The following is a 24,952-nucleotide window of genomic DNA, read 5'->3' as shown; positions in this document are numbered from 1 at the left end:
CATTCAATCCAAGTAGAAGGCACTCAAGAAGGAAATCATGGCCAAACAGATCGAATTCGACGAGAAGGCCCGTCGCTCACTCGAGCGCGGTATCGATCAGCTCGCTGACACGGTCAAGGTGACACTCGGCCCGCGCGGGCGACATGTGGTGCTGTCCAAGGCGTTCGGCGGACCGTCGGTCACCAACGACGGTGTGACGATCGCTCGCGACATCGAACTCGAGGACCCGTTCGAGAACATGGGTGCTCAGTTGGTGAAGTCGGTCGCCACCAAGACCAACGACGTGGCGGGCGACGGCACGACCACCGCAACCGTTCTCGCGCAGGCAATCGTCAGCGAGGGGCTGCGCAATGTCGCGGCGGGCGCGAGCCCGGTGGCGCTCGGCGCAGGAATTTCCAAGGCTGCCGACGCGATCAGCGACGAACTGGTGCGCGTGGCGACGCCTGTCGAGGGCGAGAAGGCCATCGCGCAGGTCGCCACCGTCAGTTCGCGCGACCCCGAGGTCGGCGAGATGGTCGGCAAGGCGATGACGACGGTCGGCACCGACGGCGTCGTCACCGTCGAAGAAGGCTCGGGTCTGCACACCGAACTGGTGGTCACCGAGGGAGTGCAGTTCGACAAGGGCTACCTCTCGCCGTACTTCATCACCGACCCCGACCTGCAGGAAGCGGTGCTCGAGGACGCTCTCGTGCTCCTCTACCGCGACAAGATCAGCTCGCTGCCCGATTTCCTCCCCCTGCTGGAGAAGGTCGCGCAGTCGGGCAAGTCGCTGCTGATCGTGGCCGAGGACGTCGAGGGTGAGCCCCTGTCGACGCTCGTGGTCAACTCGATCCGCAAGACCATCAAGGCTGTCGCGGTCAAGGCGCCGTTCTTCGGGGATCGCCGCAAGGCGTTCCTCGACGACCTCGCAGTGGTCACCGGCGGCACCGTGATCTCCACCGACATCGGTCTGTCACTGTCGACAACCGAGCTCGATCAGCTCGGCACTGTGCGCCGGGCGGTCGTCACCAAGGACACCACCACGCTGGTCGAGGGTGGTGGCTCGAAGGAGGCCGTGGCCGCACGCGCCGAGCAGATCCGACGCGAGATCGACAACAGCGATTCCGACTGGGATCGCGAAAAGCTCGCCGAGCGTCTGGCGAAGCTCTCCGGCGGCATCGCGGTGATCCGCGTCGGTGCCCCGACGGAGACGGCTCTCAAGGAGCGCAAGCACCGCGTCGAGGATGCGGTCGCCGCAGCCAAGGCGGCCGTCGAGGAGGGCATCATCCCCGGTGGCGGGTCGGCACTCGTGCAGGCGTCGAAGGTACTCGATGCCCTCGCCGAGGGACTCGGCCAGGATGAGGCGCTCGGCGTCAGGGTCGTCCGTGACGCCGTGCGTTCGCCGCTCTACTGGATCGCCAGCAACGCGGGCGTCGACGGTGCGGTCGTGGTCGACAAGGTCGCACGTGAGAAGACCGGCCACGGTTTCAACGCCGCGACGCTCTCGTACGGTGACCTGCTCGGCGACGGCATCATCGACCCGGTCAAGGTGACCCGGTCGGCAGTGGTGAACGCTGCGTCGGCTTCTCGGATGGTGCTGACCACCGAGGCAGCAGTCGCCGATGAGCCCGCTGAGGGCGCCGACGACCACGGTCACGGGCACGCGCACTAGGCGAGTCGACCGAGCGGTCTGACACCGACTGCCGGTCAGAGACGAAGGAGCCCGGGCGGATCCATTGCGGTCGCCCGGGCTCCTTGCCGTGTCTGCTCTTCTGTGGTGCCCGCTCGTGTGAGCCGGTGTACTGCGCGGGCTCGGTCAGCTCGCGATGCGACGTCCGACGCCACGCTTCATCAACATGCTGCGTTCGGACTCCGACAGTCCGCCCCAGATGCCGTAGGGCTCGGCGACGGCGAGCGCGTGCTCACGGCAGTGCGCGATGACCGGGCACTGGTGACACATTTCCTTTGCACGACGCTCACGTTGTGCCCGTGCCCGTCCCCGCTCGCCGTCGGGATGGAAGAACATCGACGAGTCGACGCCACGACATAGGCCTTGCATCTGCCAATCCCAGATATCGGCGTTAGGTCCGGGGAGATGATTTGGCTGAGGCATGGCACGAACTCCTTCGATTTTCGAGGTACCGCTGCACTGCTCCACCGATCGTGAAACCGGGGAACCACACTGGCGCATCGCCGCTTTCGGCTTGCAACGCAAACATTAAGCGGACGGCGGAAACAGCGTCAATAGTGCGTCCCGAGGACAAGATCGTTCAAAAAATTCCATCGTTGTTAACGAAATGTTGTGTCACCGGTGTGGGCTACCACAGGTCGTCCGCACCACCTGCAACGACCCTGCGCGATGCTGCAGGAGGCGGCGTGAAGTGCGCCGATACCGATTGATTTCACTCTGCACGAGCGAAAATGCGATCGTAGGCGGCTGTCTGCCCCGGAACGTCGGGGTAACACGTAGGAAATGTATTCATCATGTGCACGTGACGTTGGGCTCGGATTAAAGAATTGTGACGGCACGTTAAATTCAGGAAAACGGAAGCATGAGAAGTGACGTGAACCACGGAAAAGGCGAGAGTTCGCTGCGAAAGCAATGGTGGCGAGCCGTCGAACGCGGAGGATTCGGCGACGGTGCTGCGGCGCTGACCATGCTGTCGCAGCTCCGCGACCGTGCGCGAGTTGCCGACGCAGCCGACGTGGTCTCACTGGCGTGGAGCACCACAGGGTCTCTGTACCGACAATCGGGCAGGCACGATCTCGCCGTGGGATTCGACGCCGCGGCGCTCGCCGAACTCGCCGATCCGTTCGGCTCGACCGATCCATGGGTTCGCGTCGCCGCCCACGATGCCCTCGTGGGCCTGGCGGCCGATGCTCTCGGCCGCTTTCGCTTCGATTCGTCTGCTCGTCTCCTCGCGCGGGCACGTGCGCTGGTGAACACGGACACCGCCGTCGGCAACCCCGCCCTTGGCGAGTGGACGGCTTTCGTCACAAAAGTCCGACCGCTCGTACGAGAGCGCTGGGTCGGCACCGAACTCGCGATCTGCACCGGTGACGGGGAGCGGGGACGTCGCCTGATCGGAGAGGCCCAGATGATGATGTCCTCTGTGTCGCCGGATCATGAGCGCCATCACATCAAGACTGCTCTGATCGCCGCGGCGGCCACCGAGAAAGCATCTGAGGCGTATACGGTGGCAAAGTCATGCGTCAACCGGGCCGAGGCGGGCGGGTTTGTGCCTCTGACCTGGGCGTCGACGTCGTTGTTGCACGGCCTGGGTGACACGTCCGATACGACGATTGCGGGCATCACCCGCTTGCATGACATGCTTGTTGATCGGGGGATGCCGTTCCGACGGCCACCGCTGGACCCATCACGACCCGATTGATCAGCCAACACAAACGTGTAACACGGGGATCTCAACTGACGATGAAACTGACAGGTGTTGAGTTAGACGAAGCCGTCCGCGCAGCCGCGTCGGGCGACCGGGTCGCACTCACGTCAGTCCTCGAAAGTGTGCAGGAACCCATTGTGCGCTACTGCCGAGGGCGAATCGGTGCCGGAGAACGCCATTTGTTCTCCGCTGACGACGTGGCGCAGGAGGCCCTTATGGCTGTCATGACCGCGCTGCCCCGGTATCAGGACCAGGGCCGACCGTTCATGGCTTTTGTGTACGGCATTGCCGCGCACAAGGTCGCCGATGCCATGCGCGTCGCCGGTCGCGTGAAGGCCGATCCCGTCGAGCAGCTCCCTGAGGTCGTCCAGATGACCGGAGGACCAGAGCAGAGCGCACTCGACGCCGATGCCAGTAGACAGATGAAGGCGCTGCTCGCTCTGATTCCGGAGAAGCAGCGTGAGGTGCTCATCCTGCGCCTGGTCGTCGGACTGTCCGCCGAGGAGACCGCCGAGGCCGTGGGGAGCACGCCCGGCGCGGTCCGCGTCGCGCAACACCGAGCATTGGCGAAATTGAAGGAACAGCTGAGGAAGGCAGGAGGGCATGATGAACGACGGGCATGAGTCGTATCGTGGTCGCTCCGTGCCGGGTCGGCGGCAGTCGGGGGGCATGCACGACACCGGAACAGGTGCGTATAACCAGCCCACGGGGGAGTGGGCCACCCCGGACGAGATGCCCGTGGACATCTCCGCGGTGCAATTCGACGACGCGTTCATCGACGCGCTGTCACACGACGTACCCACGCCGACACGCGACGATGCCGAGTACGAACTCGCGGGACTGCTCTCGGCGTGGCGCCACGAGTCGCTTGCCGATCCGTTGCCGCTCGGGCCGAGTGTGGCCGACGTCGAGAATGCGATCGCTGCGGAACGCCCGCGGGCCAAGACTCGGACGGTCGTGCGTACGCTGCGCATCGTTGCGGGTGCGGCAGCGGTTGCTGTCGTCGCGGCCGCAGGGCTGACAGTGATGTCTCAGGGCTCCGAACCCGGCGACCCGCTGTGGAACGTCAAGAAGGTGGTGTTCGCGGAGGCGGCGTCGGAAACGCAAGCCGCCTACGACGTACGGACCAACCTCGAGAAAGCCGAGGCCGAACTCGCGGCCGGCAACACGCCCGCTGCGGAATCGCTGATTTCCCGAGCGGAGAGTTCGATGGGGCCGGTGCGCGATTCCTCGACCCGCTCACATATGAACGAGTGGATCGGACGCCTGCGCGCCGATACCGGCACCACACCGGGAAGCGGTACGTCGGCGACCGCGCCGAACGGTGGAACCGTCGATACATCGCAGGCACGATCGACCGAGCCCCAAGGGCCGACCAATCAGCTCATGACCGAGACGAATCCCGCCACGACGCCACCACACACGACGCCGTCGCCGACAAGCGAGACACCAGCGCCGACAACCACCAAACCGCCGACGACGACGGCGACCACCACGACGACCGCGGCCAATGACGGTCCGTCGAGTAGTTGGCCGCCCTCGAGCTGACCTTCTCAGAGCTGGATGCACTGTCGGTCAGACGGAGTAACACCTTTCGACACCGAATACACCACGAGCCCCGCCGAAACGGGGCTCGTGGTGTATTCGTATGCCGTGGTAAGAGATGATGTGGTGAGGGACGGTGGCTCGGCGGCGACGCCGCCGGAGCCGTCGCCTCAGTCAGCGCTCGTTGTCGAGATGGTGGTGCGCGTCGGCATAACCGCGGCAGTAGTCCCAGGTGACGTAGGCGTCGGGGCGCGGATCGACGGCAGGCTCGTGGGGACGCACGGTCCCATCGATCAATAGCTGAAGCAGGTTGGCCCGCAGCATGTCCCAGTCGTGGTAGTGGTCTTCCTGGCAGTCGTCGCAGACCACGACGAGACCACGGACCCCGCGGTGTGCCAACAGTGCCTCGTAGACTGCGAGATCGGCCAGGTCCTCTTCGACCGCGAGCCGCTCACTCTCGTCCAAGGGGATCCCGGGCTCCATCGAATCCAGCATCGAGGCCGGATCACTGGGGTCGTCGGCGAACGGGTCTGGTGGAAGGCCCGGTGGGAGATGATCACGCACATATCCACCGTAACCGATTCCGCGGCCATGATGTCGTGCGGTTGCGTTGTGTGCACAGACCGCACGCCCGACGGTCTCGCCTTCGCTGCGGGCGAAATCAGCAGCACTCCATTACCAGATAGAATGGACGAATGACGCAGGTTCGCACCGGAGGAGACGACCCCGGCAAGGTCGCAATGCTCGGATTGACGTTTGACGACGTCCTGTTGTTGCCGTCGGCATCGGATGTGATCCCCAGCGAGGTCGATACGTCGTCGCGGGTCACCAGAGACATCACGCTGCGCGTACCCCTCGTCAGTTCGGCGATGGACACGGTCACCGAGTCGCGCATGGCGATCGCGATGGCGCGCGCCGGAGGCATGGGTGTGCTCCATCGCAATCTCTCGATCGAGGCCCAGGCGAGCCAGGTGGAGACGGTCAAGCGCTCCGAGGCCGGCATGGTGACCGACCCGGTGACGTGTTCGCCGACCAACACCCTGGCCGAGGTCGACGCGATGTGCGCGCGATACCGCATCTCCGGCCTGCCGGTCGTCGACGAGCGCGGCGAACTCGTCGGCATCATCACCAATCGCGACATGCGCTTCGAGGTCGATCAGAACCGCCCGGTCTCCGAGGTGATGACCAAGGCCCCGCTCGTCACTGCGCAGGAGGGCGTGTCCGCCGAGGCCGCACTCGGGCTTCTGCGCCGCAACAAGGTCGAGAAACTGCCGATCGTCGACGGCAACGGCAAACTCACCGGCCTGATCACCGTCAAGGATTTCGTCAAGACAGAGCAGCATCCCCTCGCCACCAAGGACTCCGACGGCCGGCTGCTCGTCGGAGCGGCCGTGGGCACCGGAGACCCGCAGTGGGAGCGTGCGATGGCACTCTCCGATGCGGGTGTCGACGTGATCATCGTCGACACCGCCCACGCGCACAACCGTCTGGTGCTCGACATGGTCTCCAAGCTCAAGGCCGAGATCGGCGATCGGGTCCAGATCGTCGGCGGTAACGTCGCCACACGCGAAGCCGCGCAGTCGCTCGTCGATGCGGGTGCCGACGCTGTCAAGGTGGGCGTCGGCCCCGGCTCGATCTGCACCACGCGTGTGGTCGCAGGCGTCGGCGCACCCCAGATCACCGCGATCCTCGAAGCGGTGGCCGTGTGCCGCAAGGCCGACGTGCCCGTCATCGCCGACGGCGGTGTGCAGTACTCCGGCGACATCGCCAAGGCCCTTGCGGCAGGCGCGTCGACCGTGATGCTCGGATCGCTGCTCGCGGGCACCGGAGAGGCACCCGGCGACCTGATCCTGGTGAACGGCAAACAGTTCAAGAGCTACCGCGGTATGGGCTCCCTCGGCGCCATGCAGGGACGTGGACAGGGCAAGTCGTACTCCAAGGACAGGTACTTCCAGGACGACGTGCTCGCCGAGGAGAAGCTGGTGCCCGAGGGCATCGAAGGGCGCGTGCCCTACCGCGGGCCGCTGGGGCAGGTTGTCCATCAGCTCGTGGGTGGTCTGCGTGCATCGATGGGATACACCGGGTCGTCGACGATCGACCACCTGCAGGGTGCGCGGTTCGTGCAGATCACCGCGGCGGGCCTCAAAGAATCACATCCGCACGACATCACACTGACAGCCGAGGCGCCGAACTACTATTCCCGCTGACGTCATCGCAGTGATCGAACTGATCGCTGCCCCGAGCAGTCGAATGGCAGTCCAACAACCCCCAGAGAGGCGCAACGGTGCGTGACCTGACCGACATCGGCATGGGCAGAACCGCCCGTCGAACATACGAACTCGACGACATCACCATCGTTCCGTCGCGACGGACGAGGTCGTCGAAGGAGGTGTCGACGGCCTGGCAGATCGACGCCTATCGGTTCGACTCGCCGATCCTCAGCCATCCCACCGACGCGCTGGTCTCGCCGCAGATGGCCGTCAAGTTGGGCAAGCTCGGTGCACTCGGCGCGATCAACGGTGAGGGCCTGTGGGCCCGGCATCGCGACGTCGAGGACAAGATCGCGCAACTCGTCGACATCGCTCTCAACGATCCGGATCCACAAGCTCCCGTGAGGTTCCTGCAGGAGCTCCATCGCGCCCCGATCGACACCGATCTGCTCGGTGAGGCCGTCAGCTTCGTGCGCGACGCCGGTGTCACGACCGCAGTGCGCGTGAGTCCCCAGCATGCACCGGAGCTGACACCCACCCTTCTCGCCGCCGGAGTGGAGATCCTCGTCGTACACGGCACGATCATTTCCGCCGAGCATGTCGTCCGTGGCGAAGAGGAGCCGCTCAACCTCAAGACCTTCATCGCCGAACTCGACATCCCGGTGATCGCCGGTGGCGTGCACGACCACCGCACCGCCCTGCATCTCATGCGTACCGGAGCGGCGGGCGTGATCGTCGGCTACGGGTCGGCCGAGGGCGCGACGACCACCTCAGAGGTTCTCGGAATCGGTGTTCCGATGGCCACCGCCATCGCCGACGCCGCGGCGGCCCGGCGTGAGTACCTCGACGAAACCGGGGGACGCTACGTCCACGTGATCGCCGATGGCGATATCCACACGTCGGGCGACCTGGCCAAAGCGATCGCCTGCGGTGCCGACGCAGCGGTGCTGGGCACTCCGCTCGCCGCCGCGGCCGAGGCTCCCGGTCGCGGGTGGTTCTGGCCATCGGCGGCGGCGCACCCCGACACCCCGCGGGGCGCCCTCCTTCGCGTCTCGACCGACGAGGGACGCCCGAGTATCGACACGGTGCTCAACGGTCCGTCCGACGACCCGTTCGGCGAGCTGAATCTTGTTGGGGCGCTGCGTCGTTCGATGGCAAAAGCCGGCTACTCCGATCTCAAGGAGTTCCAGAAGGTCGGTTTGTCGGTTCGGGCGTGACCGCGCACCGCGCTACAGGGTGAGACCGCCGTCACGCCATCCGACAATGGGCATTAGAATGGTTTTTCATGGCAGCCCACCATGGTTTCGATTCGACCGACCGACATTTCGACGTACTGATCGTCGGCTCCGGATTCGGCGGTAGCGTCAGCGCGCTACGCCTCGTCGAAAAGGGGTACCGCGTCGGAGTGATCGAAGCCGGACGTCGATTCGAAGACCACGAATTCGCCAAGACGAGCTGGCGCCTGCACAAATGGCTGTGGGCGCCCAAGCTCGGCTTGTACGGCATCCAACGCATCCACGCGCTCAAGGATGTGATGATCCTGGCTGGCGCAGGGGTCGGGGGCGGATCGCTCAACTATGCCAACACCCTCTACAAGCCGCCGACGCCCTTCTTCACCGACCCTCAGTGGAACGACATCACCGACTGGGAGGCCGAGCTCACGCCGCACTACGAGCAGGCGCGTCGGATGTTGGGTGTCGTCACCAATCCGACGGTCACCGAGTCGGACCGGGTGATGCTGAAGGTCGCGGAGCAGATGGGAGCCGCGGACACGTTCACCTCGACGCCGGTCGGTGTGTTCTTCGGCGCGAAGACCGGTCTGGCGGGAGTACCCGGCGAGACGGTGCCCGACCCCTACTTCGGCGGAGCCGGGCCGGAGCGCACCGCATGTACCGAATGCGGGGCATGCATGACCGGCTGCCGTGTCGGTGCCAAGAACACCCTGATGAAGAACTACCTCGGACTCGCCGAACGCAACGGAGCGACGATCATCGACCGCACCACGGTCGACGGATTGACTCAGCGCGCCGACGGAACGTGGCAGGTCAGCACCAGTGGCTCGTCGGCCTGGGGGCCACTGGGCCGTCGACGGCGCACGTTCACCGCCGACCAGGTGATCGTCGCTGCCGGAACGTTCAACACACAGAAGCTGCTCCACCGGGCCAAGGGCACCACGTTGCCGAAGATCTCGAACGCGATGGGAAGGCTCACACGCACCAACTCCGAATCGATCCTCGGTGCGATGGCGGCGAAATACGATCCGCAGCACGACTATTCGCACGGGGTGGCGATCACATCATCGTTCCATCCCGAGCCGAACACCCACATCGAGCCGGTCCGCTACGGCAAGGGCAGCAATGCCATCGCTTACCTGCAAACCGTACTCACCGACGGTGGGACCCGAGCCAACCGGTTCGGACAGTTCGTGAAGCAGGTCGCCCGCAATCCGTTCGTTCTTCTGCGACTTCTCTTCGTCCGCAAGTGGAGTCAGCGCACCGTGATCGCACTGGTGATGCAGAGTAGCGACAACTCGCTGACCACCTTTGTGCGTAAGCGCGGTCCGTTCCGCTACATCACCAGTAGGCAGGGCCACGGTGAGCCCAATCCGACGTGGATTCCCAAGGGCAACGAGGCCACCCGTCGTATCGCCGACATCCTCCCCGGCGGCCTGGCAGGCGGGACCTGGGGCGACGTGATGAACATGCCGCTGACCGCGCACTACCTCGGTGGCTGCGCGATCTCCGACGATCCGGCCACCGGTGTCATCGACGCATACCACCGCGTGTGGAACTATCCGACGCTCCACGTCACCGATGGCGCGGCGGTCTCGGCAAACCTCGGTGTCAATCCGTCGCTGACCATCTCGGCTCAGGCCGAGCGCGCGATTTCGTTGTGGCCCAACAAGGGTGAGGCCGATCAGCGTCCGGAGCAGGGGGGTGACTACCGACGTCTGGCGCCCATCGCGCCTGCGCATCCGGTGGTTCCCGCTGATGCACCGGGCGCGTTGCGCCTGCCGATCACTCCGGTGGAGCATGCTGCAGCGCGGTGAGTGAACGCTAACGCAGCGAGTCGATCCATTGCTGCGACGTCATCACGTCGGCTTGCATCGGGAACACCTTCTCGACGAGAACGTCGTGGACAGCGTCGTCGAAATCGACACACGCGTCAGCCAAGACCGTCAACTCGAAATCGAGATCAGCCGCCTCTCGTAGCGTGGAGAGAACTGCCCCGCTGGTCGCGATGCCCGCCAGCACCAGGCGAGTTGTCTTCGACGCTCGCAGCAGCATGCTCAGATCGGAGCCGGAGAAGGCGCTGACCCGGCGTTTGGTGACGAGGATGTCGGAATCGTTTCGATGAAAATCCCGGTGAATGGTCGCCGCGTGATCCGACGCCGTCGGAAACTCACCCGGCTTGGTGAATATCTTGTTGCCCGTACCGATCTCGGGTAACCCCGGTCGAAATGCGGTGTGGACGAAATAGACCTGAATGCCGTGCGCTCTCGCTGCATCGACAGCGGCAACGGCGGCATGCAGTGCTTCTTCGGTTCCGAATTGATCGACGGTGCCGTACTGGTAGTCCAGCACGAGTAGGGCAGTGACATCCATGTCTGGCCGGACCTCCGTTGTATCGCGATCGCGGTGGTAACCGCACGACGGCCACCGAGCCTACGCGACGATCGTTCATGCCCCGGTCCAGCCGCCGCCGCTCACTGCGGTGGAGTCGGCGACGGCGCGGTGAGCGTCAGGATGAGGTCGTCGAGGTGCGCTCGCGAACGTCGGTAGGCCTCCTCCTCATCACCCGAGACGATGGCTTCGACGAGGAGTCGGTGCGCGTCGACGTCTGCCTCGACGTCGGAGACCGGTGAGCGCGTGAGCATATCGACCATCGTGTCCCGCACACGCGGCGTCAGGCCGTCAAAGATGTCGAGCAGTGCACCGTTGTGCGACGCCGCGACGATCCCGCGGTGCACGGCGATGTCGGCGTCGACGAGTGAGGGGCCGTCGAGGTAGCTTGCGGTGCGGAGAGCGAGCGCGTCTTGCAACACCTCCACGTCGGCGGGGGTACGCCTGCGCGCGGCAAGTCGGGCGGCCTCGGTCTCGATGGCCAGTCGCGCCTCCACCACGGAGATGATGTCGCGTGTGCGCACGACATCGTCGAGGGCTGCCATCGGTCGGGTTGCGAGCAGGTACACCCCGGAGCCATGGCGGGATTCGACCACGCCACGCGCGGCGAGCAGACGTATGGCTTCGCGTAGCGAGGACCGCCCGATTCCCAGTTCTGTGGTGAGGGCACTCTCCGCGGGAAGTTTCGCACCGACGGTCCACTCGCCGGCGCGGATACGTTCCAAAAGGATCTCGGCTGCCTGATCGGCGAGTCGTGTGCGTCGGATAGCTGCCATCTGTCCTCCGGAACTCGACGAATGTGCCCGTGATAGTTGTCTACTTGTCTGATGACTTGTACAGTCTAGTCCATGTTGTCGTGCGGACGTCTTCTTCGCTGCCACGGCGGGGTCTGAGTCGACCGGCTCCCCGCCGTGGGAGTTCGGCGTGCCGGTCACCACTTCGACCGGTCACGGAGATCGCCATGAACAACCCCCAATCCACCACCTCGACGTCGGCCAGCACCTCAAAGAGCAGTGCCTCCTGGAACCGTCAGCGGCCCTCGCCGATGCCCTCGCACCGATACCGCGACGTCTATACGAAGGTCGACGTCCCGCTGACCGATCGGAACTGGCCGTCGAACCGGATCACCGCTGCGCCACTGTGGGTACCCGTCGACCTGCGGGACGGGAATCAGGCCCTTGCCGAACCGATGGACCCTCACCGCAAGAGACGGTTCTTCGAGGCAATGGTCGCCATGGGCTACAAGGAGATCGAGGTCGGTTATCCGTCCGCGTCGCAGACCGACTTCGACTTCGTGCGTCTGCTCGCCGATTCCGGGGACTCCGAGAACTCGTTGGCGCCCGACGACGTCACCATCGTCGTGTTCACGCCGGCCCGCCGGGACCTGATCGAGCGAACAGTGGCGTCGATCAACGGGATTCGCAACAACGTCGTCATACACATGTACACCGCGACGGCGCCTGTATGGCGGGACGTCGTACTCGGCTCGGCAGGGATCGACGCGAACTGCTCGACGTGATCATGTCGGGCGGGCGTGATGTCCTCGGCCTGGCGGGTGACCGGGACAACGTGCGCTTCGAGTTCTCGCCGGAGGTCTTCAACCTCACCGAACCGGACTACGTCCTCGACGTGTGTGACGCGATGACGACGCTGTGGGATGCGACCGTCGACCGGCCGGTGATCGTCAACCTGCCCGCGACAGTCGAGGTGGCAACCCCCAACGTGTACGCCGATCAGATCGAGTACATGCACCGTCACCTGGCACGCCGCGACGCGGTGATCCTCTCGGTTCACCCGCACAACGACAGGGGCACCGGAATCGCCTGCGCGGAGCTGGCGATGCTGGCGGGCGCCCAACGTGTCGAAGGATGCATCTTCGGCAACGGTGAACGGACCGGCAACGTCGATATCGCCACTCTCGCATTGAATCTGCATGCACAGGGGATCGATCCGATGATCGATTTCTCCGATATCGACGAGGTCAGGCGGGTCGTCGAGTACGCCACCCGCATCGACATCCATCCGCGTCACCCCTACGTCGGCGACCTGGTGCACACCGCGTTCAGCGGCACACACCAGGACGCGATCCGCAAAGGACTCGCCGAGCACCGCGCGCGGTCGGTGCGCGAGCAGGTCCCGGAGAACGAACTGCCCTGGCACGTGCCGTACCTGCCGGTTGATCCGGCAGATCTCGGACGCACCTACGATGCGGTGATCCAGGTGAACTCACAGTCGGGTAAGGGCGGGATAGCCCACGTACTCGAGACCGAGTACGGCATCGCGCTGACGCGTGAGCAGCAGATCGAGTTGGCGGCGCACGTGCAGCGATTCAGTGACGATGTCGGCGTCGTGGTGACGGCCGCCCAGGTCAAGGCGATTTACGATGCGGTGTTCGGCGCGTGCAGCGGTGCCGAGCACGCGACCCGGGCGGGTTGACACTGGGGTCTGGCGCACGGGGCGTGGCGGTCAGTCCAATCCTCGTGCGCTGAGGCTCTCGGCGAACCCGTCGGCGGTCCGCAACGCTCCGATGACGATGGGCGCGAAGAGGATTCGCGCGCCCGGTCGGAGCCCGCGGGCACGACGCGCCTCGTCGACCCGGCCGGCGATCTCGACGATCAGCGGGATGGATCGGATAGTCAGTGCCAGTGCGATGGCGATGAGGTCGGTGCGTACACCGATTCTCTGCAGCGGGGTCATGGCGCGGGTCAACGAATCGAGCATGTCGGTGGTGCGCGTGGTCAGACTGACGAGTGCAGCGAGCAGCACCGACAGCGCCAGAATCCCGGTCACCACAGTCGCGCGACGCCAGTCGGTGACGATCAGTTGAAAGGCGAAGACGAACACCAGAATCCACAGTGTCGGACGGAACTGCCGCCATGCGGTGGCGGGGCCGATGCCGGCCAGGCCGTAGACGGCGACGACCGCTGCCGCCGCGATCCCGAGCGCGGGAACCGATCGCACACACAGCGTGATCGCGAGAATCCCGGCGGCCAGCCCGACCAGCTTCACCCCGGGGGAGAGCTTGTGTACGACGGAGTTCCCCGGTCGGAACGTGCCGAGCGGGTTCACGCCATCGCCTCTCGGTACGCAGGCAGTGCGACGTCGGGAACGTCGTCGACGGTGATCGCGCCGTTGTCGATCACCAGGACCCGGTCGAAATCGGAGACGAGGTCGAGGTCGTGGGTGACCACGATGAGCTGGACGTCGAGGTCGGCGAACACCCGTCGCAGCATGCGGCTGTTGCGCAGGTCGAGCAGCGTCGTCGGCTCATCGGCGACGATGATCGCGGGCTCGGTGACGAACACGGCCGCAAGTGCGAGCAACTGCTTCTGGCCGCCCGACAGCGTGCTCGACGGTTGGTCGGCATGATCGGCCAGGCCGAATCGCTCGAGCACCGTCAGCGCCCGGTCTCGTCGCTGCGACCTGGACAGCGCGGACCTGGTCAACGAGAGTTCGATGTCCTCGCGCACGGTCGGCATGATGATCTGCCGGTCGGGGTCGGAGAAGATGAACCCGACGCGGCGTCGAACCCGACGCTTGTCCTTCGCGGCGTCGAGCCCGTCGACGACGACGGTTCCGGTATCGGGAACGACGAGCGCGTTGATCATCCGGGCGAGCGTCGACTTGCCGCTGCCGTTGGCTCCGACGATGCCGATGCGGCGTTCGGGGAGTTCGACGGAGACATCACTGACCACCCGACGGCCGTCGAAAGAGTGTGAGACGTCGCGGAATTCGATCACCGGCGATCCCGGGGGCGGGGCGGGCGGGTCATGCGTCGAGGGCGACGATGCGACCGCGTCGCCACCGTAGCGGCGTGATCAGGCCGGGCCAGCCGCGATGCACCTGGGAGGCGACCAGCGCGGCGATCACCGCCTTGACCGCATCACCCGCGATGAACCAGCCGTTCGCCGCGATCGCCGCCCACAGGCTGAGGTCGGCGCGGATCATCAGGCCGATGGTGCCGCAGATGTAGACCACCAGGACGCCGCCGATCAGATTCGCCGCGATCCCCCAGGGCACCCGGTACTTCGGCATCATCAGGGCGGTCAGCACCCCGATGACGAAGACACCCGGCAGAAAACCGACGAAGAACCCGGCCGTGGGTGAGGAGAGTGAGGTCAGCCCGTTGCGTCCGCCGGAGAGGATCGGTAACCCGGCGATCGCGAGGACCATGAAGATGGCCACCGCCAGCGTCCCCTTCTTGGGACCGAGGATGGCGCCGGTCAGCATCACACCGAGGGACTGGAAGGTGATCGGTACGCCGGCGCTGCCGACGCTGATCTGGCCCGGCAGTCCGAGTGCGGCGATCAGCGCGGCGAACACCGCGGCCTGGGTGATGTCCGAGATCGACAGCGACATCCGTCGACTACCCGGCCTCCGCGTGGATGACCTTCGCGCGGATGACCTGGACTTTTCGCGCTCGTCTGACGTACTCATGATGCCAAGGAGTATTCCACGGGGCCGCGGACGTGCTCTCCGCCCGGCCTGTGAGAGTTCCGTCGTGACGGTGCCGCATAGAATGGCGTGGTGACAGAATCATCTGCCCCTGCTGCCGACAACCCACCCGTTGATCTCGTCGAAGGTCCCCGACCGGTCCTCGTCGTCGACTTCGGTGCGCAGTATGCGCAGTTGATCGCCCGGCGGGTTCGTGAGGCCCGCATCTACTCCGAGGTGATCGCGCACGATGCCCCGATCGCGGAGTTCACGGCGAAGGATCCGGTGGCGATCATCCTCTCCGGCGGTCCGGCGTCGGTGTACGCCGACGACGCGCCGAGCCTCGACCCCGCGATCCTCGAACTCGGCATCCCCGTCTTCGGCATCTGCTACGGATTCCAGACGATGGCCGCAGCGCTCGGCGGCGAGGTCGCCAACACCGGAGGCCGCGAGTTCGGACGCACGACCCTCACCATCACCGACGACGGCGTGCTGCATCGAGGCCTCGACCGCAGCCAACCCGTGTGGATGAGCCACAACGATGCCGTCCAGGTGGCGCCCGCGGGGTTCGCGGTCACCGGGTCGACGCCGGGCGCGCCCGTCGCGGCGTTCGAGTCGGTCGAGAAGAAGATGGCAGGCGTCCAGTACCACCCGGAGGTGCTGCACACCCCGCACGGACAGCAGGTGCTCACGCGGTTCCTCTACGAGATCGCCGGCCTGGAAGCCGACTGGACACCGGCGAACATCGCCGATGCGCTGATCGACCAGATCTCCGACCAGATCGGCGACGGTCTCGCGCTCTGCGCACTGTCCGGCGGCGTCGACTCCGCCGTCGCGGCCGCGCTGGTCCAGCGGGCCATCGGCGACCGTCTGACCTGTGTCTTCGTCGACCACGGACTGCTGCGCGCGGGTGAACGAGAGCAGGTCGAACACGATTTCGTCGCCGCGACCGGTGCACGACTCGTGACGGTCGACGCTGCGGAGACCTTCCTCGACGAGCTCGCGGGCGTCAGTGATCCCGAGAAGAAGCGCAAGATCATCGGCCGCGAATTCATCCGTTCCTTCGAGGGTGCCGTGAGCGACGTGCTCGGGGATCGGGCTGCCGAGGGCGACAAGGTCGACTTCCTCGTCCAGGGCACGTTGTACCCGGACGTCGTCGAATCAGGTGGCGGAAGCGGCACCGCGAACATCAAGAGCCACCACAACGTGGGCGGGTTGCCCGATGACCTCGAGTTCACCCTGGTCGAGCCACTGCGACTGCTGTTCAAGGACGAGGTACGTGCCGTCGGACGCGAGCTCGGTCTGCCCGAGGAGATCGTGGGCCGTCAGCCGTTCCCCGGCCCCGGCCTCGCCATTCGCATCGTCGGTGAGGTGACCTCCGAGCGTCTGTCGATGCTGCGCAAGGCCGACCTCATCGCCCGCGAGGAATTGACCGCTGCAGGACTCGACCATCAGATCTGGCAGTGCCCGGTGGTGCTGCTCGCCGACGTGCGCAGCGTCGGCGTTCAGGGCGACGGCCGCACCTACGGGCACCCGATCGTCCTCCGGCCGGTGTCGAGCGAGGACGCCATGACCGCCGACTGGACACGTGTGCCCTACGAGGTGCTGGAGACGATCTCCACCCGCATCACCAACGAGGTGCCCGACGTCAACCGTGTCGTCCTCGACGTCACGAGCAAGCCGCCGGGCACCATCGAGTGGGAGTAGCGGTTACCGTCGACGGGCGCCGCTGACCAGCAGCACCAGGCCGACGACCAGTCCTATCCCGACTACGCCCCACCCCAGCACCGAGGCCGACGGCAGCTCGGGTGTGCCGACGAGGCCCCAGATCGCCACCGCGAGTGCCGCCACGCCGACGAGCGCGAGGCCAGGTGCGCGTCGACCACGACCGTCGATCGACGTCTGCTCGTCGTTCTGGTTCTCGCTCATCGGAGCCTCCGCTGCGCTCATCGGGTCACCTCGACATCGCCCATGTTGTTGTGCACGTTGAGCGTCAGTACAGGCTTGTCGGCGCCTGCAGTGCCGACGGACAGCCCCTCCGGGCAGTGCGTGTCGCCGACGTTCGTCGTGCAGTTGGCCCGCACGTTCATGTTTTTCGGGACCCACACGGTGACCTGACCGAGTCCGGCCTCGAGGTCGACGGTCCGATCCGAGGTCAACGTGATCGCGCGGACGTCGAGGTCGAGTTCGCCCATCGTGACCGAGTACTTGTCGCGCAGATCGTGCTCACTCAGTGGCTTGTGCGTGCGCTGTCCGACGCCGCCCTCCGGCACGCCACTGAAACCGGAGTCGGTGGCGATACTCGTCGACGCCGCCGCGATGACGACGGCTGCGCCCAGGACGACGGCGACGGGTACGAGTCCGACCTGTCGTCGCCCGGTGGGCCTGCGTAGTGCCGCGAGTGCGAGCAGCCCGGCTCCGACAACTGCGAGCGCCAGGGCGAGGATGCGCGTCGGGGTGAACCAGTCGACCCCTGCCTGATGTGCGGCCACGCCGCTCATCGCCACGAGAAGTGCCGCTCCGATGATCACCAGCGACGCCCGGGTTGCGGAGCCTCGGCTGGTGGGCTCTGCGGGTGGAGTCGGCGTCGCCGGTTCCGGCAGATCCCAGGCGAACCGCGCGGCGCCGAGCGGATCCCACGAGGGGGGTTGACGGTCGGCGGACGTGAACACCGTGGTCACGGCGGCCGGATCGTCGCGACGAGGCGCAGACGAGACATCGGCGACAGCAGACTTGTTCAGACTGGGAGTAGCCGGTGATCCGCTGGAGACCGCGGCGGCCGTGCTGACTGTGGCGTCCGAGGCGATTGGCGGTGATGCTTCGGCGCGGACGGCTCGCGGTGTCCAGCGCTGGAACTGTTCGACGGCGGGTGCGGATCCCGCAGCGAGGGTGTCGGCGCTGGTGCCCGGCAGAGGTGTCGGTGCTCGACGGAACAGCAGCCACCAGCCGAGCAACATCAGGACTGTGCCCAGGACCGCCCCTGAGCTCCAGGTGCCGTGCGGACCGAACGACACGACGACGATGATCACCACGGCCGCGATGATCACCAGTGCGGGGTTGTGATGGCCGCTGCGTCCGCTCCGTCGCCAATCGGTGCCCCCCGCGGAGACCCGGCTCGACGGGAAGGCGACCCACCCGACGACGTAGAGGAGAAGCCCGCTGCCACCGAACAGTGTCGAGACGACGAAGGCGACCTTCACCAGTGTCGGGTCGATGCGATAGCGGAACGCGATGCCACTGCAGACGCCGGCGACCGTGCGCGGACTCGTGGGACGAACCGGGCGCGTGTGCCAGAGCTGCTCGACTTGTGTACGGACTTGCGTGGCATCCATGCGCTCTATCCTGGCGCTCGCACGTCTCGCCGACATCGGGGATCGACCCTGACCTTCCCCCGGAAAACGGGGAACAACCCTGATGTGGTCGCCGGGGTGCATGCGGCAGTATCGAAGTGTGAGTAGTCCTGTTTCCCCCGACGTCCCGCCGGTTCCCCGGCTGGTGCGACGCGACGCAGGCCGGGTGATCGGCGGTGTCGCGGGCGGGGTCGCGGACCATCTCGGCGTCGACGCATTCCGGGTGCGCGTGGTGTTCGTGGTGCTCGCTGCGCTGGCAGGTGCGGGGGTCCTGGCATACGGACTCCTGTGGTTCTTCTGCCCGCAGGGCGACGACACGCAGCCGCCCGCGCCGGGAGAACGTCGCCAGGCGCTGGGCCTGGCGGTGCTGGCGCTTGTCGCGATGACCGTCGTCGGGTTCGCGGCGTCGGGCACCCCCGCCGCATACCTCGTGCCGTTCGTGTTCGTGATGGTCGGTGCGGGCCTGGTGTGGCGTGAGTTCGACTCACCCGCAACCGGTCAGCGCAGTACCGCGCTGACGTGGACGCGGTTGGCAGGCGGCGCGATACTCGTCGTGGGCGGTCTGGCGGTGATCGTCGTGGCGGGACGGCGCAACTACGGCGGACTGAGTACCACTCTGCTCGCAGTCGCTGCGACGTTGATCGGTGTCGTCCTGTTGACTGTGCCGCTGTGGATGCGGCTGTGGCGCGCATTGAACGAAGAGCGTGCAGCCCGTATCCGCAACGCCGAGCGCGAGGAGATCGCCTCGCATCTGCACGACTCGGTCCTGCAGACCCTCGCGCTCATCCAGAAGCAGGCGGCGAAACCCGAGGAGGTCGCGCGGTTGGCCCGCAGCCAGGAGCGTGAGTTGCGCGGCTGGCTGTTCGGCGATGTGGCCCAGCGGGGCACGTCGCTGAGTGCGTCCATCCGTGAGGTCGGTGCCGAGGTGGAGGACGCATACGGCATCGAGGTCGAGGTGGTCACCGTCGGCGACCTTCGTCCCGATGAGGGACACCGTGCCACGTCCGGCGGCGAGGTACGGCGGTGGCCTGCGCTGGTAGGAGCGACCCGCGAGGCGCTCGTCAACGCGGCCAAGCACTCCGGCGAGCGGAGCGTCGACGTCTACCTGGAGGTCGGCGACGAGGAGGTCGAGGTGTTCGTTCGTGACCGGGGCGTCGGATTCGATCGCGACGGGGTCGACCCCGACAGACAGGGACTCGCACGTTCCATCAAGTCCCGGATGGAACGTGCTGGGGGACAAGCGCGTATCGATTCGACGCCGGGCCGCGGCACGAATATCCGACTGATCATGCCGCGACCTGCCGCGCACACAGAGTCGCAGGCCGCACGACTCGACGACACCGGCGTAGCCGTGCCAGCCGACGAATCGATCGAACAGGGGAGACCACGATGACCGAGAACACGACTGCCGGGCCGGACGTGCAGGGCCGTTCGTGTCGGGTGTTCCTCGTCGACGATCACGCGGTGTTCCGGTCGGGGGTGCGCGCCGAACTCGCCGATGAGCCGGGGCTGCACGTCGTCGGTGAGGCGGGCACGGTCGCCGACTCGGTTTCGGCCATCACCCGACTGCGCCCTGACGTCGTGCTCCTCGACGTGCACATGCCCTCCGGTGGGGGCGTGTCGGTATTGCGCGGTGTGACCGAGTCCCTGGGCGACGACGCGCCGGTGTTTCTCGCACTGAGCGTGTCCGATGCGGCGGAGGACGTGATCGCCACGATCCGAGCGGGCGCGCGTGGATACGTCACCAAGACGATCGACGGTCGAGAGCTTGCGGACGCGGTTCGTCGGGTCGCAGACGGTGATGCGGTGTTCAGCCCGCGCCTGGCGGGGTTCGTGCTGGATTCGTTCACAGGTAAATCGTCGGTACCCGAACCGGCGCTTGATCCCGAGCTCGATTCTCTCACGCGTCGCGAACTCGAGGTGCTGCGTCTGTTGGCGCGCGGATACACCTACCGTGAGATCGCCGAGGAGTTGTTCATCTCGATCAAGACCGTCGAAACCCACGCGTCGAATGTGCTGCGGAAGACCCAGCAGTCCAACCGCAACGCGCTGACCAGATGGGCGGCCACCCGCCATATCGGCTGAGTCCCCACGCGCCGGAGGTCGGGCTATCGGAGGTTCAGCGAACCAGAGCGATCGCAAGGACGATCACGACGGCCAGAACCACGAAGAATCCCAGCACGGCGAGTGCGAGGGCCGTGGGTGATGTTCCCGAAGATCGTTGTGACGGTGGGAGACTCGCATATGGGTCCATCGGGTAGTGCTCTGGTGGACGGTTCTCGCCTGCAAAGGGTGGCGTCGTGGAGACCAGGGTGTGGTTTCGGTGCGTCGACGGCGGCGTGTGCCATCCAGCGGCCACCGACGTTCCCGCACCCGGGGTATGTGAACCCGGCGCGGGACGGGACGTGGGGAAACCGGCGGGGCGAGCCGAATCCGGTTGCGATGTCTGGCCGGGCGCTCCGGTGCCCGTGCCACGCGGGGGGAGTGTGCTCACGCCCGACGGTCGGGGGATCAGGCTGGTCAGCACCTGATCGGCGGAGGCGCGCCCGCCGGACGCGACCGCGATGAGTTCGTCACGCGCCTGGGACATCGTGATGCGCTTCGTCGGACTGGGTTCGAGCATGTGTAACAGCACGGGTTCGAGCGCACCCGCCCGGGTCATCGGATTGATCTGCGCACGAGCCACTTTGTGCAGCATGACCAGTGAGTTGTCGTCCACGCCGAAGGGTGGCTCGCCCTCGACCATCGTGTAGATCGTCGCGCCGAGCGAGTACACATCCGACGCCTCCGACGGTTCGGCGCCGCGGGCGACCTCAGGGGCGAAATAGGCTGGGGTGCCTGTGATCACGCCCGTCTGTGTCAACGCGACGTCGTCCTTGGCGCGGGAGATGCCGAAGTCGGTGAGTTTGACCAATCCGGCGTGTCGCCCGGTTTCGGAGATGAGGATGTTGCCCGGCTTGATGTCGCGGTGCACGATACCGGCGGCGTGTGCTTCGGTCATGGCGTCGGCGACCTGCGCACCGATCTTGGCCGATTCGGTCACGTCGAGTGTGCCGGCGGAGTGCAGGATCTGGGCGATGCTCCGCGAGGGAAGGTATTCCATCACCAGCCACGGTTCACCGCGGTCGAGTGCGACGTCGTGCATGGCGATCGCATTGCGGTGGGCGAGCTTTGCCGCGATCCTGCCCTCGCGCATCGCGCGTTTACGGGCGTTGTCGGCTGAATCGTCGGAGAGGCCTTCGGTCGACAGGACCTGCTTGACCGCGACATCGCGGTCGAGGAGTTGATCGCGGGCAAGCCAGACGGTGCCCATGCCGCCGCCCCCGATTCGGGATCTCAGCCGATAACGGCCGGCCACCAGGTACTGCGGACCCGGTGTGCGGTAGCTCTCGGCGAATGACATACCGGCATGATAGCCGCGCGGCTGACTCCTGGTCGGTGCTCGGTGCGCTCGGCGGCGGGGCGCGGCGGGTTGACACCACCTAGTACGTATGTTCGACTCATCGGCATGAGGTGGTCCGAACAGGTGGTCGAAGCCGACGACGGCGCACTGCCGGGATTTGCGCGCGCCGGACTCGTCCGGTCGGTGGAGACTCCGGAGTTCGAGGGCATCACCTTTCACGAGGTACTCGCCAAGAGTGCGCTCAATGCCATGCCGGAGGGTTCGGGGCTGCCGTTCCGGTTCACGGTCAACACCTTTCGCGGATGTTCGCATGCGTGCCGCTACTGTTTCGCTCGTCCGACCCACGAGTACCTCGACCTCGATGCCGGCCGTGATTTCGACTCCCAGGTGGTGGTCAAGCTCAACGTCGCCGCGGTGTTGCGCAAAGAACTACGTCGGCGCTCCTGGCAACAGGACACCGTCGCGCTCGGTACCAACACCGATCCGTATCAGCGTGCCGAGGGGCGCTATCGTCTGATGCCCGGCGTGATCACCGCGTTGGCGGAGTCGGGGACCCCGATATCGATACTGACGAAGGGCACGCTGTTACGTCGGGATCTGCCCCTGCTGCGTCAGGCGTCCGGGCAGATCCCGGTGAGCATCGGTGTGTCGTTGGCGATCTTCGACGACGACCTGCAGAAGCAGATCGAACCCGGGACGCCGTCGCCGCGGGCGCGGCTGGAGCTCATTCGTGCCATCGCCGAGGCGGGTTTCGCGCCACATGTGATGGTCGCGCCGGTCATCCCGTACCTGAGCGACTCCACCGCGCATCTCGACGCGCTGCTCGGAGCACTCGCCGAGGCGGGCGCCGCCGGTGTGACGGCGTTTCCGATGCATCTGCGCAGTTCGACGAAGCCATGGTTCATGAATTGGCTCGCCGAGAACCACCCGGCGCTGGTGCGCAAGTACCGCGGCCTCTATGGGCGTGGCGCCTATGTCACCGCGGAGTATTCGTCGTGGCTGCGAGATCGGTTGCAGCCCTTGGTGGCCCGTCACGGCCTTGCCGGTCGAGACCACGGCAGGGGCGAGCACGACGGTTCCGAGGAGCGCGACCTCGTCGGTACGCCGCAGTTGGCCGAGGCCTTGACGCTGTTCTGATGCGGTCGGCTCCCACGGGCTCTACCGCGGCGGTCCAAGGACGAGATCGGTGCGCGCTCATCAGCGCGAGAGGTCACCGAACCGCGTGGGCCAGGTCGACCGTGGCATCCGCGCGGGCGACGACCTCAGGGTCGTGCGTGGCGACGACGGTGATGCAGTCGTGCTCGGTCGTCACGCTGTGCAGCAGATCCGTGATCGTGCCTGCCTGTGATCGGTCGACCGCTGCCGTTGGTTCGTCGACGAGGAGGATTCGGGGCTCGTGGATCAGTGCACGGGCGATCGCGACCCGTTGCCGCTGGCCTCCGGATAACTGCTCGGGCCTCGACCGGACGGCGTCGGCGAGCCCCACCGCGTCGAGCAGTTCGTGCGCGCGAGCCCGCATCGAGCGTGGTCGTCGCCCGGAGATCGCCGCCATCGCGAGCACCTGGTCTATCGCGGTGAGTCCGGGGAAGAGATTTCCGCTCTGGAACACATACCCCACCTGGTGTCTGCGCAACTCCGTGCGACGACGGTCGGACAGCGCCGTGACATCGGTGTCGTCGAGAGTGAGGGTTCCGCCATCGGGTCGTCGGAGCGCTCCGCAGACGCCGAGCAGCGTCGACTTGCCGGATCCCGACGGACCGGTGATCGTGGTCATCTGACCGTGGGCGAACGACGCGGACACATGGTCGAGGACACGTGATGTCTCTGTGCTGGAACGATATTCGACGACGATGTCGTGTAGGTCGAGGCTCATCGCGATTCTCCTAACATGATCTGGGGGTCTGCTGTCAGAACCCATCGGAGGCTGACAGCCGAGCCGATCATCGACGCCGCGATGACGGCGATGCCGGTGGTGGCCAATGACGTTGCCGGTAGATCGAACGGAACGGCCGAGCCCATCGCGAGGCCGAGCAGATACGCGATGGCCGAACCGATGACGGTCGCAAGAACCACGACCACGGCTGCCTGCGCCAGTGCGGCGCCCACGAGTGCCAGGCGCGACACCCCCAGTGCGCGCTGTAGTGCATAGACGGAGCGCCGCTGGACGACCCAGACCGCGAAGAAAGCTGCCACGATGAGCGGCGCGATGACGTAGAGGAACGCGATGATCGAGTTCATGGTCAGTCGCTCTCCCGAATAGCCGGGTGCCGCAGCGAGAATGACGTCCTCACCGACCACATGCGTGTCAGCGAGTTCCGCAGGTGCGCTGCCTCCGGTGAGCGCGATCGCCCCGGCTGCTCCCTCGTCGTGTGGGCGCAGGTTCCCGTCGGGTGCGAAACGTAGGAGTCGCCAGGTGTCGAGGGGGACGTATGCGGCTGCCACGTGGCCGTAGGAGAGTGTGTCGGTGATGCCGACGACGTGGAGTCCGACGTCGGAGTTGTCGATCCTGATGGAATCGCCGATGCGAATCCCGCTGTCCGCCAAGCCCTCGGAGACCACCACCTCGCCCGGTGCCGCGACCTGCCGGCCATGGGTGGTCGCCGGAAGCAGGGGACTGTGCGGTTCGGCTCCGATCACGGCCATGTCGACCGACGAGTCGTCGGACGTCTCGCCGTGGAAGATCCCGATGCCGAGCGGGTGTGCGTTCACGCCGGAGTGTCGAGCCCAAGCCGAGACCTGATCCCCGGTCAGCACGCTGCGGGTGAAATCGGATGTCCCCTTGGCGAAGACCATTGAGTCGGTGGGCATGGCCCGCAGTGCGGATACGGTGTCGTTGCCGAGGCCGATGGTGAAGCCGGAGACCATTCCGACCAGGGCGGAGACCAGGGCGATCACCACACCCATCAACATGAATCGGCCCCAGGCCGCGCGTAACTCGTGGAGAGCGACAAACATTCGGGTTCCTTCTTAGAGACGCAGTGTCGCTAAGTGAATCTACACATGGAGACAC

At 66.1% G+C, this 24,952-nt stretch carries 23 protein-coding genes and 1 pseudogene; 12 read left to right on the top strand and 12 right to left on the bottom strand.

Annotated elements, in window-relative coordinates:
- Nucleotides 1-37: 37 nt before the first annotated feature.
- The gene (gene groL / locus GOACH_RS10075) at nucleotides 38-1,651 is read left to right on the top strand and encodes a chaperonin GroEL (RefSeq protein WP_005174149.1); all 1,614 of its coding nucleotides are present in this window, start codon (nucleotides 38-40) and stop codon (nucleotides 1,649-1,651) included.
- A 144-nt stretch (nucleotides 1,652-1,795) separates the two neighbouring features.
- Here the strand turns inward: groL and GOACH_RS10070 are convergent, their stop codons facing one another.
- Nucleotides 1,796-2,092 (bottom strand): WhiB family transcriptional regulator, encoded by a 297-nt coding sequence (locus GOACH_RS10070; RefSeq protein ID WP_005174148.1) that lies wholly within the window; start codon nucleotides 2,090-2,092, stop codon nucleotides 1,796-1,798.
- Between the two features lie 439 nt (nucleotides 2,093-2,531).
- Here GOACH_RS10070 and GOACH_RS10065 point away from each other — a divergent pair, with 439 nt between their 5' ends.
- Genes GOACH_RS10065 through GOACH_RS10055 form a run of 3 tightly spaced genes read left to right on the top strand, consistent with a single transcriptional unit; the run spans nucleotide 2,532 to nucleotide 4,925 of the window.
- The gene (locus GOACH_RS10065; RefSeq protein WP_005174146.1) at nucleotides 2,532-3,371 is read left to right on the top strand and encodes a hypothetical protein; all 840 of its coding nucleotides are present in this window, start codon (nucleotides 2,532-2,534) and stop codon (nucleotides 3,369-3,371) included.
- Between the two features lie 41 nt (nucleotides 3,372-3,412).
- Nucleotides 3,413-4,000, top strand: a complete 588-nt coding sequence (locus tag GOACH_RS10060) for a sigma-70 family RNA polymerase sigma factor (protein ID WP_005174144.1) — start codon at nucleotides 3,413-3,415, stop codon at nucleotides 3,998-4,000.
- Nucleotides 3,984-4,925, top strand: coding sequence for an anti-sigma-D factor RsdA (locus GOACH_RS10055; RefSeq protein ID WP_005174142.1), 942 nt, complete (start codon nucleotides 3,984-3,986; stop codon nucleotides 4,923-4,925). Before GOACH_RS10060 ends, GOACH_RS10055 begins: the two co-directional genes overlap by 17 nt.
- Before the next feature lie 171 nt (nucleotides 4,926-5,096).
- Here GOACH_RS10055 and GOACH_RS10050 read toward each other — a convergent pair whose 3' ends face one another.
- On the bottom strand, nucleotides 5,097-5,486 hold the full coding sequence (locus GOACH_RS10050; protein WP_040518229.1) for a DUF5319 domain-containing protein: 390 nt from the start codon (nucleotides 5,484-5,486) through the stop codon (nucleotides 5,097-5,099).
- A gap of 131 nt (nucleotides 5,487-5,617) precedes the next feature.
- Here GOACH_RS10050 and guaB point away from each other — a divergent pair, with 131 nt between their 5' ends.
- The 3 genes from guaB to GOACH_RS10035 all read left to right on the top strand — a co-directional run bounded on the left by guaB (nucleotide 5,618) and on the right by GOACH_RS10035 (nucleotide 10,181).
- Nucleotides 5,618-7,129, top strand: coding sequence for an IMP dehydrogenase (guaB, locus tag GOACH_RS10045; RefSeq protein WP_005174135.1), 1,512 nt, complete (start codon nucleotides 5,618-5,620; stop codon nucleotides 7,127-7,129).
- 77 nt (nucleotides 7,130-7,206) lie between these two features.
- On the top strand, nucleotides 7,207-8,349 hold the full coding sequence (locus GOACH_RS10040; protein ID WP_005174134.1) for a GuaB3 family IMP dehydrogenase-related protein: 1,143 nt from the start codon (nucleotides 7,207-7,209) through the stop codon (nucleotides 8,347-8,349).
- A 68-nt stretch (nucleotides 8,350-8,417) separates the two neighbouring features.
- Entirely contained in the window at nucleotides 8,418-10,181 is a 1,764-nt protein-coding gene (locus GOACH_RS10035; RefSeq protein ID WP_005174133.1) for a GMC family oxidoreductase, read from the top strand.
- 7 nt (nucleotides 10,182-10,188) lie between these two features.
- On the opposite strand, the gene GOACH_RS10030 is transcribed toward GOACH_RS10035, so the two are convergent.
- Both GOACH_RS10030 and GOACH_RS10025 read right to left on the bottom strand, forming a co-directional pair.
- Nucleotides 10,189-10,737, bottom strand: coding sequence for a cysteine hydrolase family protein (locus GOACH_RS10030; protein ID WP_005174132.1), 549 nt, complete (start codon nucleotides 10,735-10,737; stop codon nucleotides 10,189-10,191).
- Nucleotides 10,738-10,838: 101 nt separating this feature from the next.
- Nucleotides 10,839-11,531 (bottom strand): FadR/GntR family transcriptional regulator, encoded by a 693-nt coding sequence (locus tag GOACH_RS10025; protein ID WP_005174129.1) that lies wholly within the window; start codon nucleotides 11,529-11,531, stop codon nucleotides 10,839-10,841.
- A 269-nt stretch (nucleotides 11,532-11,800) separates the two neighbouring features.
- Between GOACH_RS10025 and GOACH_RS10020 the strand changes: the two are divergent.
- Nucleotides 11,801-13,149: pseudogene (locus GOACH_RS10020) on the top strand (2-isopropylmalate synthase); the annotation flags it as partial.
- 72 nt (nucleotides 13,150-13,221) lie between these two features.
- On the opposite strand, the gene GOACH_RS10015 reads toward GOACH_RS10020, so the two are convergent.
- The 3 genes from GOACH_RS10015 to GOACH_RS10005 are packed head-to-tail and all read right to left on the bottom strand — an operon-like array spanning nucleotide 13,222 to nucleotide 15,114.
- Complete coding sequence (locus GOACH_RS10015) at nucleotides 13,222-13,824, bottom strand: energy-coupling factor transporter transmembrane component T family protein (RefSeq protein ID WP_005174126.1); 603 nt, start codon at nucleotides 13,822-13,824, stop codon at nucleotides 13,222-13,224.
- Nucleotides 13,821-14,495 carry an energy-coupling factor ABC transporter ATP-binding protein gene (locus GOACH_RS10010; protein WP_005174125.1) on the bottom strand — a complete coding sequence of 225 codons (675 nt, stop codon included), beginning with the start codon at nucleotides 14,493-14,495 and terminating at the stop codon, nucleotides 13,821-13,823. The genes GOACH_RS10015 and GOACH_RS10010 overlap by 4 nt, the downstream gene beginning before the upstream one ends.
- 28 nt (nucleotides 14,496-14,523) lie before the next feature.
- Nucleotides 14,524-15,114 (bottom strand): biotin transporter BioY, encoded by a 591-nt coding sequence (locus GOACH_RS10005; RefSeq protein WP_005174124.1) that lies wholly within the window; start codon nucleotides 15,112-15,114, stop codon nucleotides 14,524-14,526.
- Between the two features lie 165 nt (nucleotides 15,115-15,279).
- Between GOACH_RS10005 and guaA the strand changes: the two genes are divergently transcribed.
- A complete protein-coding gene (gene guaA / locus GOACH_RS10000) occupies nucleotides 15,280-16,896 on the top strand; it encodes a glutamine-hydrolyzing GMP synthase (RefSeq protein WP_005174122.1) in 1,617 nt (538 codons plus the stop codon).
- 3 nt (nucleotides 16,897-16,899) lie between these two features.
- Here guaA and GOACH_RS09995 read toward each other — a convergent pair whose 3' ends face one another.
- Both GOACH_RS09995 and GOACH_RS09990 read right to left on the bottom strand, forming a co-directional pair.
- Nucleotides 16,900-17,139, bottom strand: a complete 240-nt coding sequence (locus tag GOACH_RS09995; RefSeq protein ID WP_005174121.1) for a hypothetical protein — start codon at nucleotides 17,137-17,139, stop codon at nucleotides 16,900-16,902.
- Nucleotides 17,136-18,521, bottom strand: coding sequence for a PspC domain-containing protein (locus GOACH_RS09990; RefSeq protein ID WP_005174118.1), 1,386 nt, complete (start codon nucleotides 18,519-18,521; stop codon nucleotides 17,136-17,138). The genes GOACH_RS09995 and GOACH_RS09990 overlap by 4 nt, the downstream gene beginning before the upstream one ends.
- Before the next feature lie 100 nt (nucleotides 18,522-18,621).
- Between GOACH_RS09990 and GOACH_RS09985 the strand changes: the two genes are divergently transcribed.
- Nucleotides 18,622-19,932, top strand: a complete 1,311-nt coding sequence (locus tag GOACH_RS09985; RefSeq protein WP_245551864.1) for an ATP-binding protein — start codon at nucleotides 18,622-18,624, stop codon at nucleotides 19,930-19,932.
- Entirely contained in the window at nucleotides 19,929-20,624 is a 696-nt protein-coding gene (locus tag GOACH_RS09980) for a response regulator (RefSeq protein WP_005174114.1), read from the top strand. Before GOACH_RS09985 ends, GOACH_RS09980 begins: the two co-directional genes overlap by 4 nt.
- Nucleotides 20,625-20,658: 34 nt before the next feature.
- Here the strand turns inward: GOACH_RS09980 and GOACH_RS09975 are convergent, their stop codons facing one another.
- A complete protein-coding gene (locus tag GOACH_RS09975; protein ID WP_040518223.1) occupies nucleotides 20,659-21,942 on the bottom strand; it encodes a serine/threonine-protein kinase in 1,284 nt (427 codons plus the stop codon).
- Between the two features lie 105 nt (nucleotides 21,943-22,047).
- Between GOACH_RS09975 and GOACH_RS09970 the strand changes: the two genes are divergently transcribed.
- Nucleotides 22,048-23,079, top strand: a complete 1,032-nt coding sequence (locus tag GOACH_RS09970) for an Rv2578c family radical SAM protein (RefSeq protein ID WP_040518221.1) — start codon at nucleotides 22,048-22,050, stop codon at nucleotides 23,077-23,079.
- A 73-nt stretch (nucleotides 23,080-23,152) separates the two neighbouring features.
- On the opposite strand, the gene GOACH_RS09965 is transcribed toward GOACH_RS09970, so the two are convergent.
- Together GOACH_RS09965 and GOACH_RS09960 are read right to left on the bottom strand one after the other, a co-directional pair.
- Entirely contained in the window at nucleotides 23,153-23,815 is a 663-nt protein-coding gene (locus GOACH_RS09965; protein ID WP_005174110.1) for an ABC transporter ATP-binding protein, read from the bottom strand.
- Nucleotides 23,812-24,897: an FtsX-like permease family protein gene (locus tag GOACH_RS09960; protein WP_005174109.1), complete on the bottom strand. Its 1,086-nt coding sequence runs from the start codon at nucleotides 24,895-24,897 to the stop codon at nucleotides 23,812-23,814. The genes GOACH_RS09965 and GOACH_RS09960 overlap by 4 nt, the downstream gene beginning before the upstream one ends.
- Nucleotides 24,898-24,952 lie beyond the last annotated feature (55 nt).

The sequence above is a fragment of the Gordonia aichiensis NBRC 108223 genome, assembly GCF_000332975.1.
GTDB classification, from domain to species: Bacteria; Actinomycetota; Actinomycetes; order Mycobacteriales; family Mycobacteriaceae; genus Gordonia; species Gordonia aichiensis.
The sequence above is the reverse complement of the archived record's forward strand: the minus strand, read 5'-3'. Positions and strand labels throughout refer to the sequence as shown.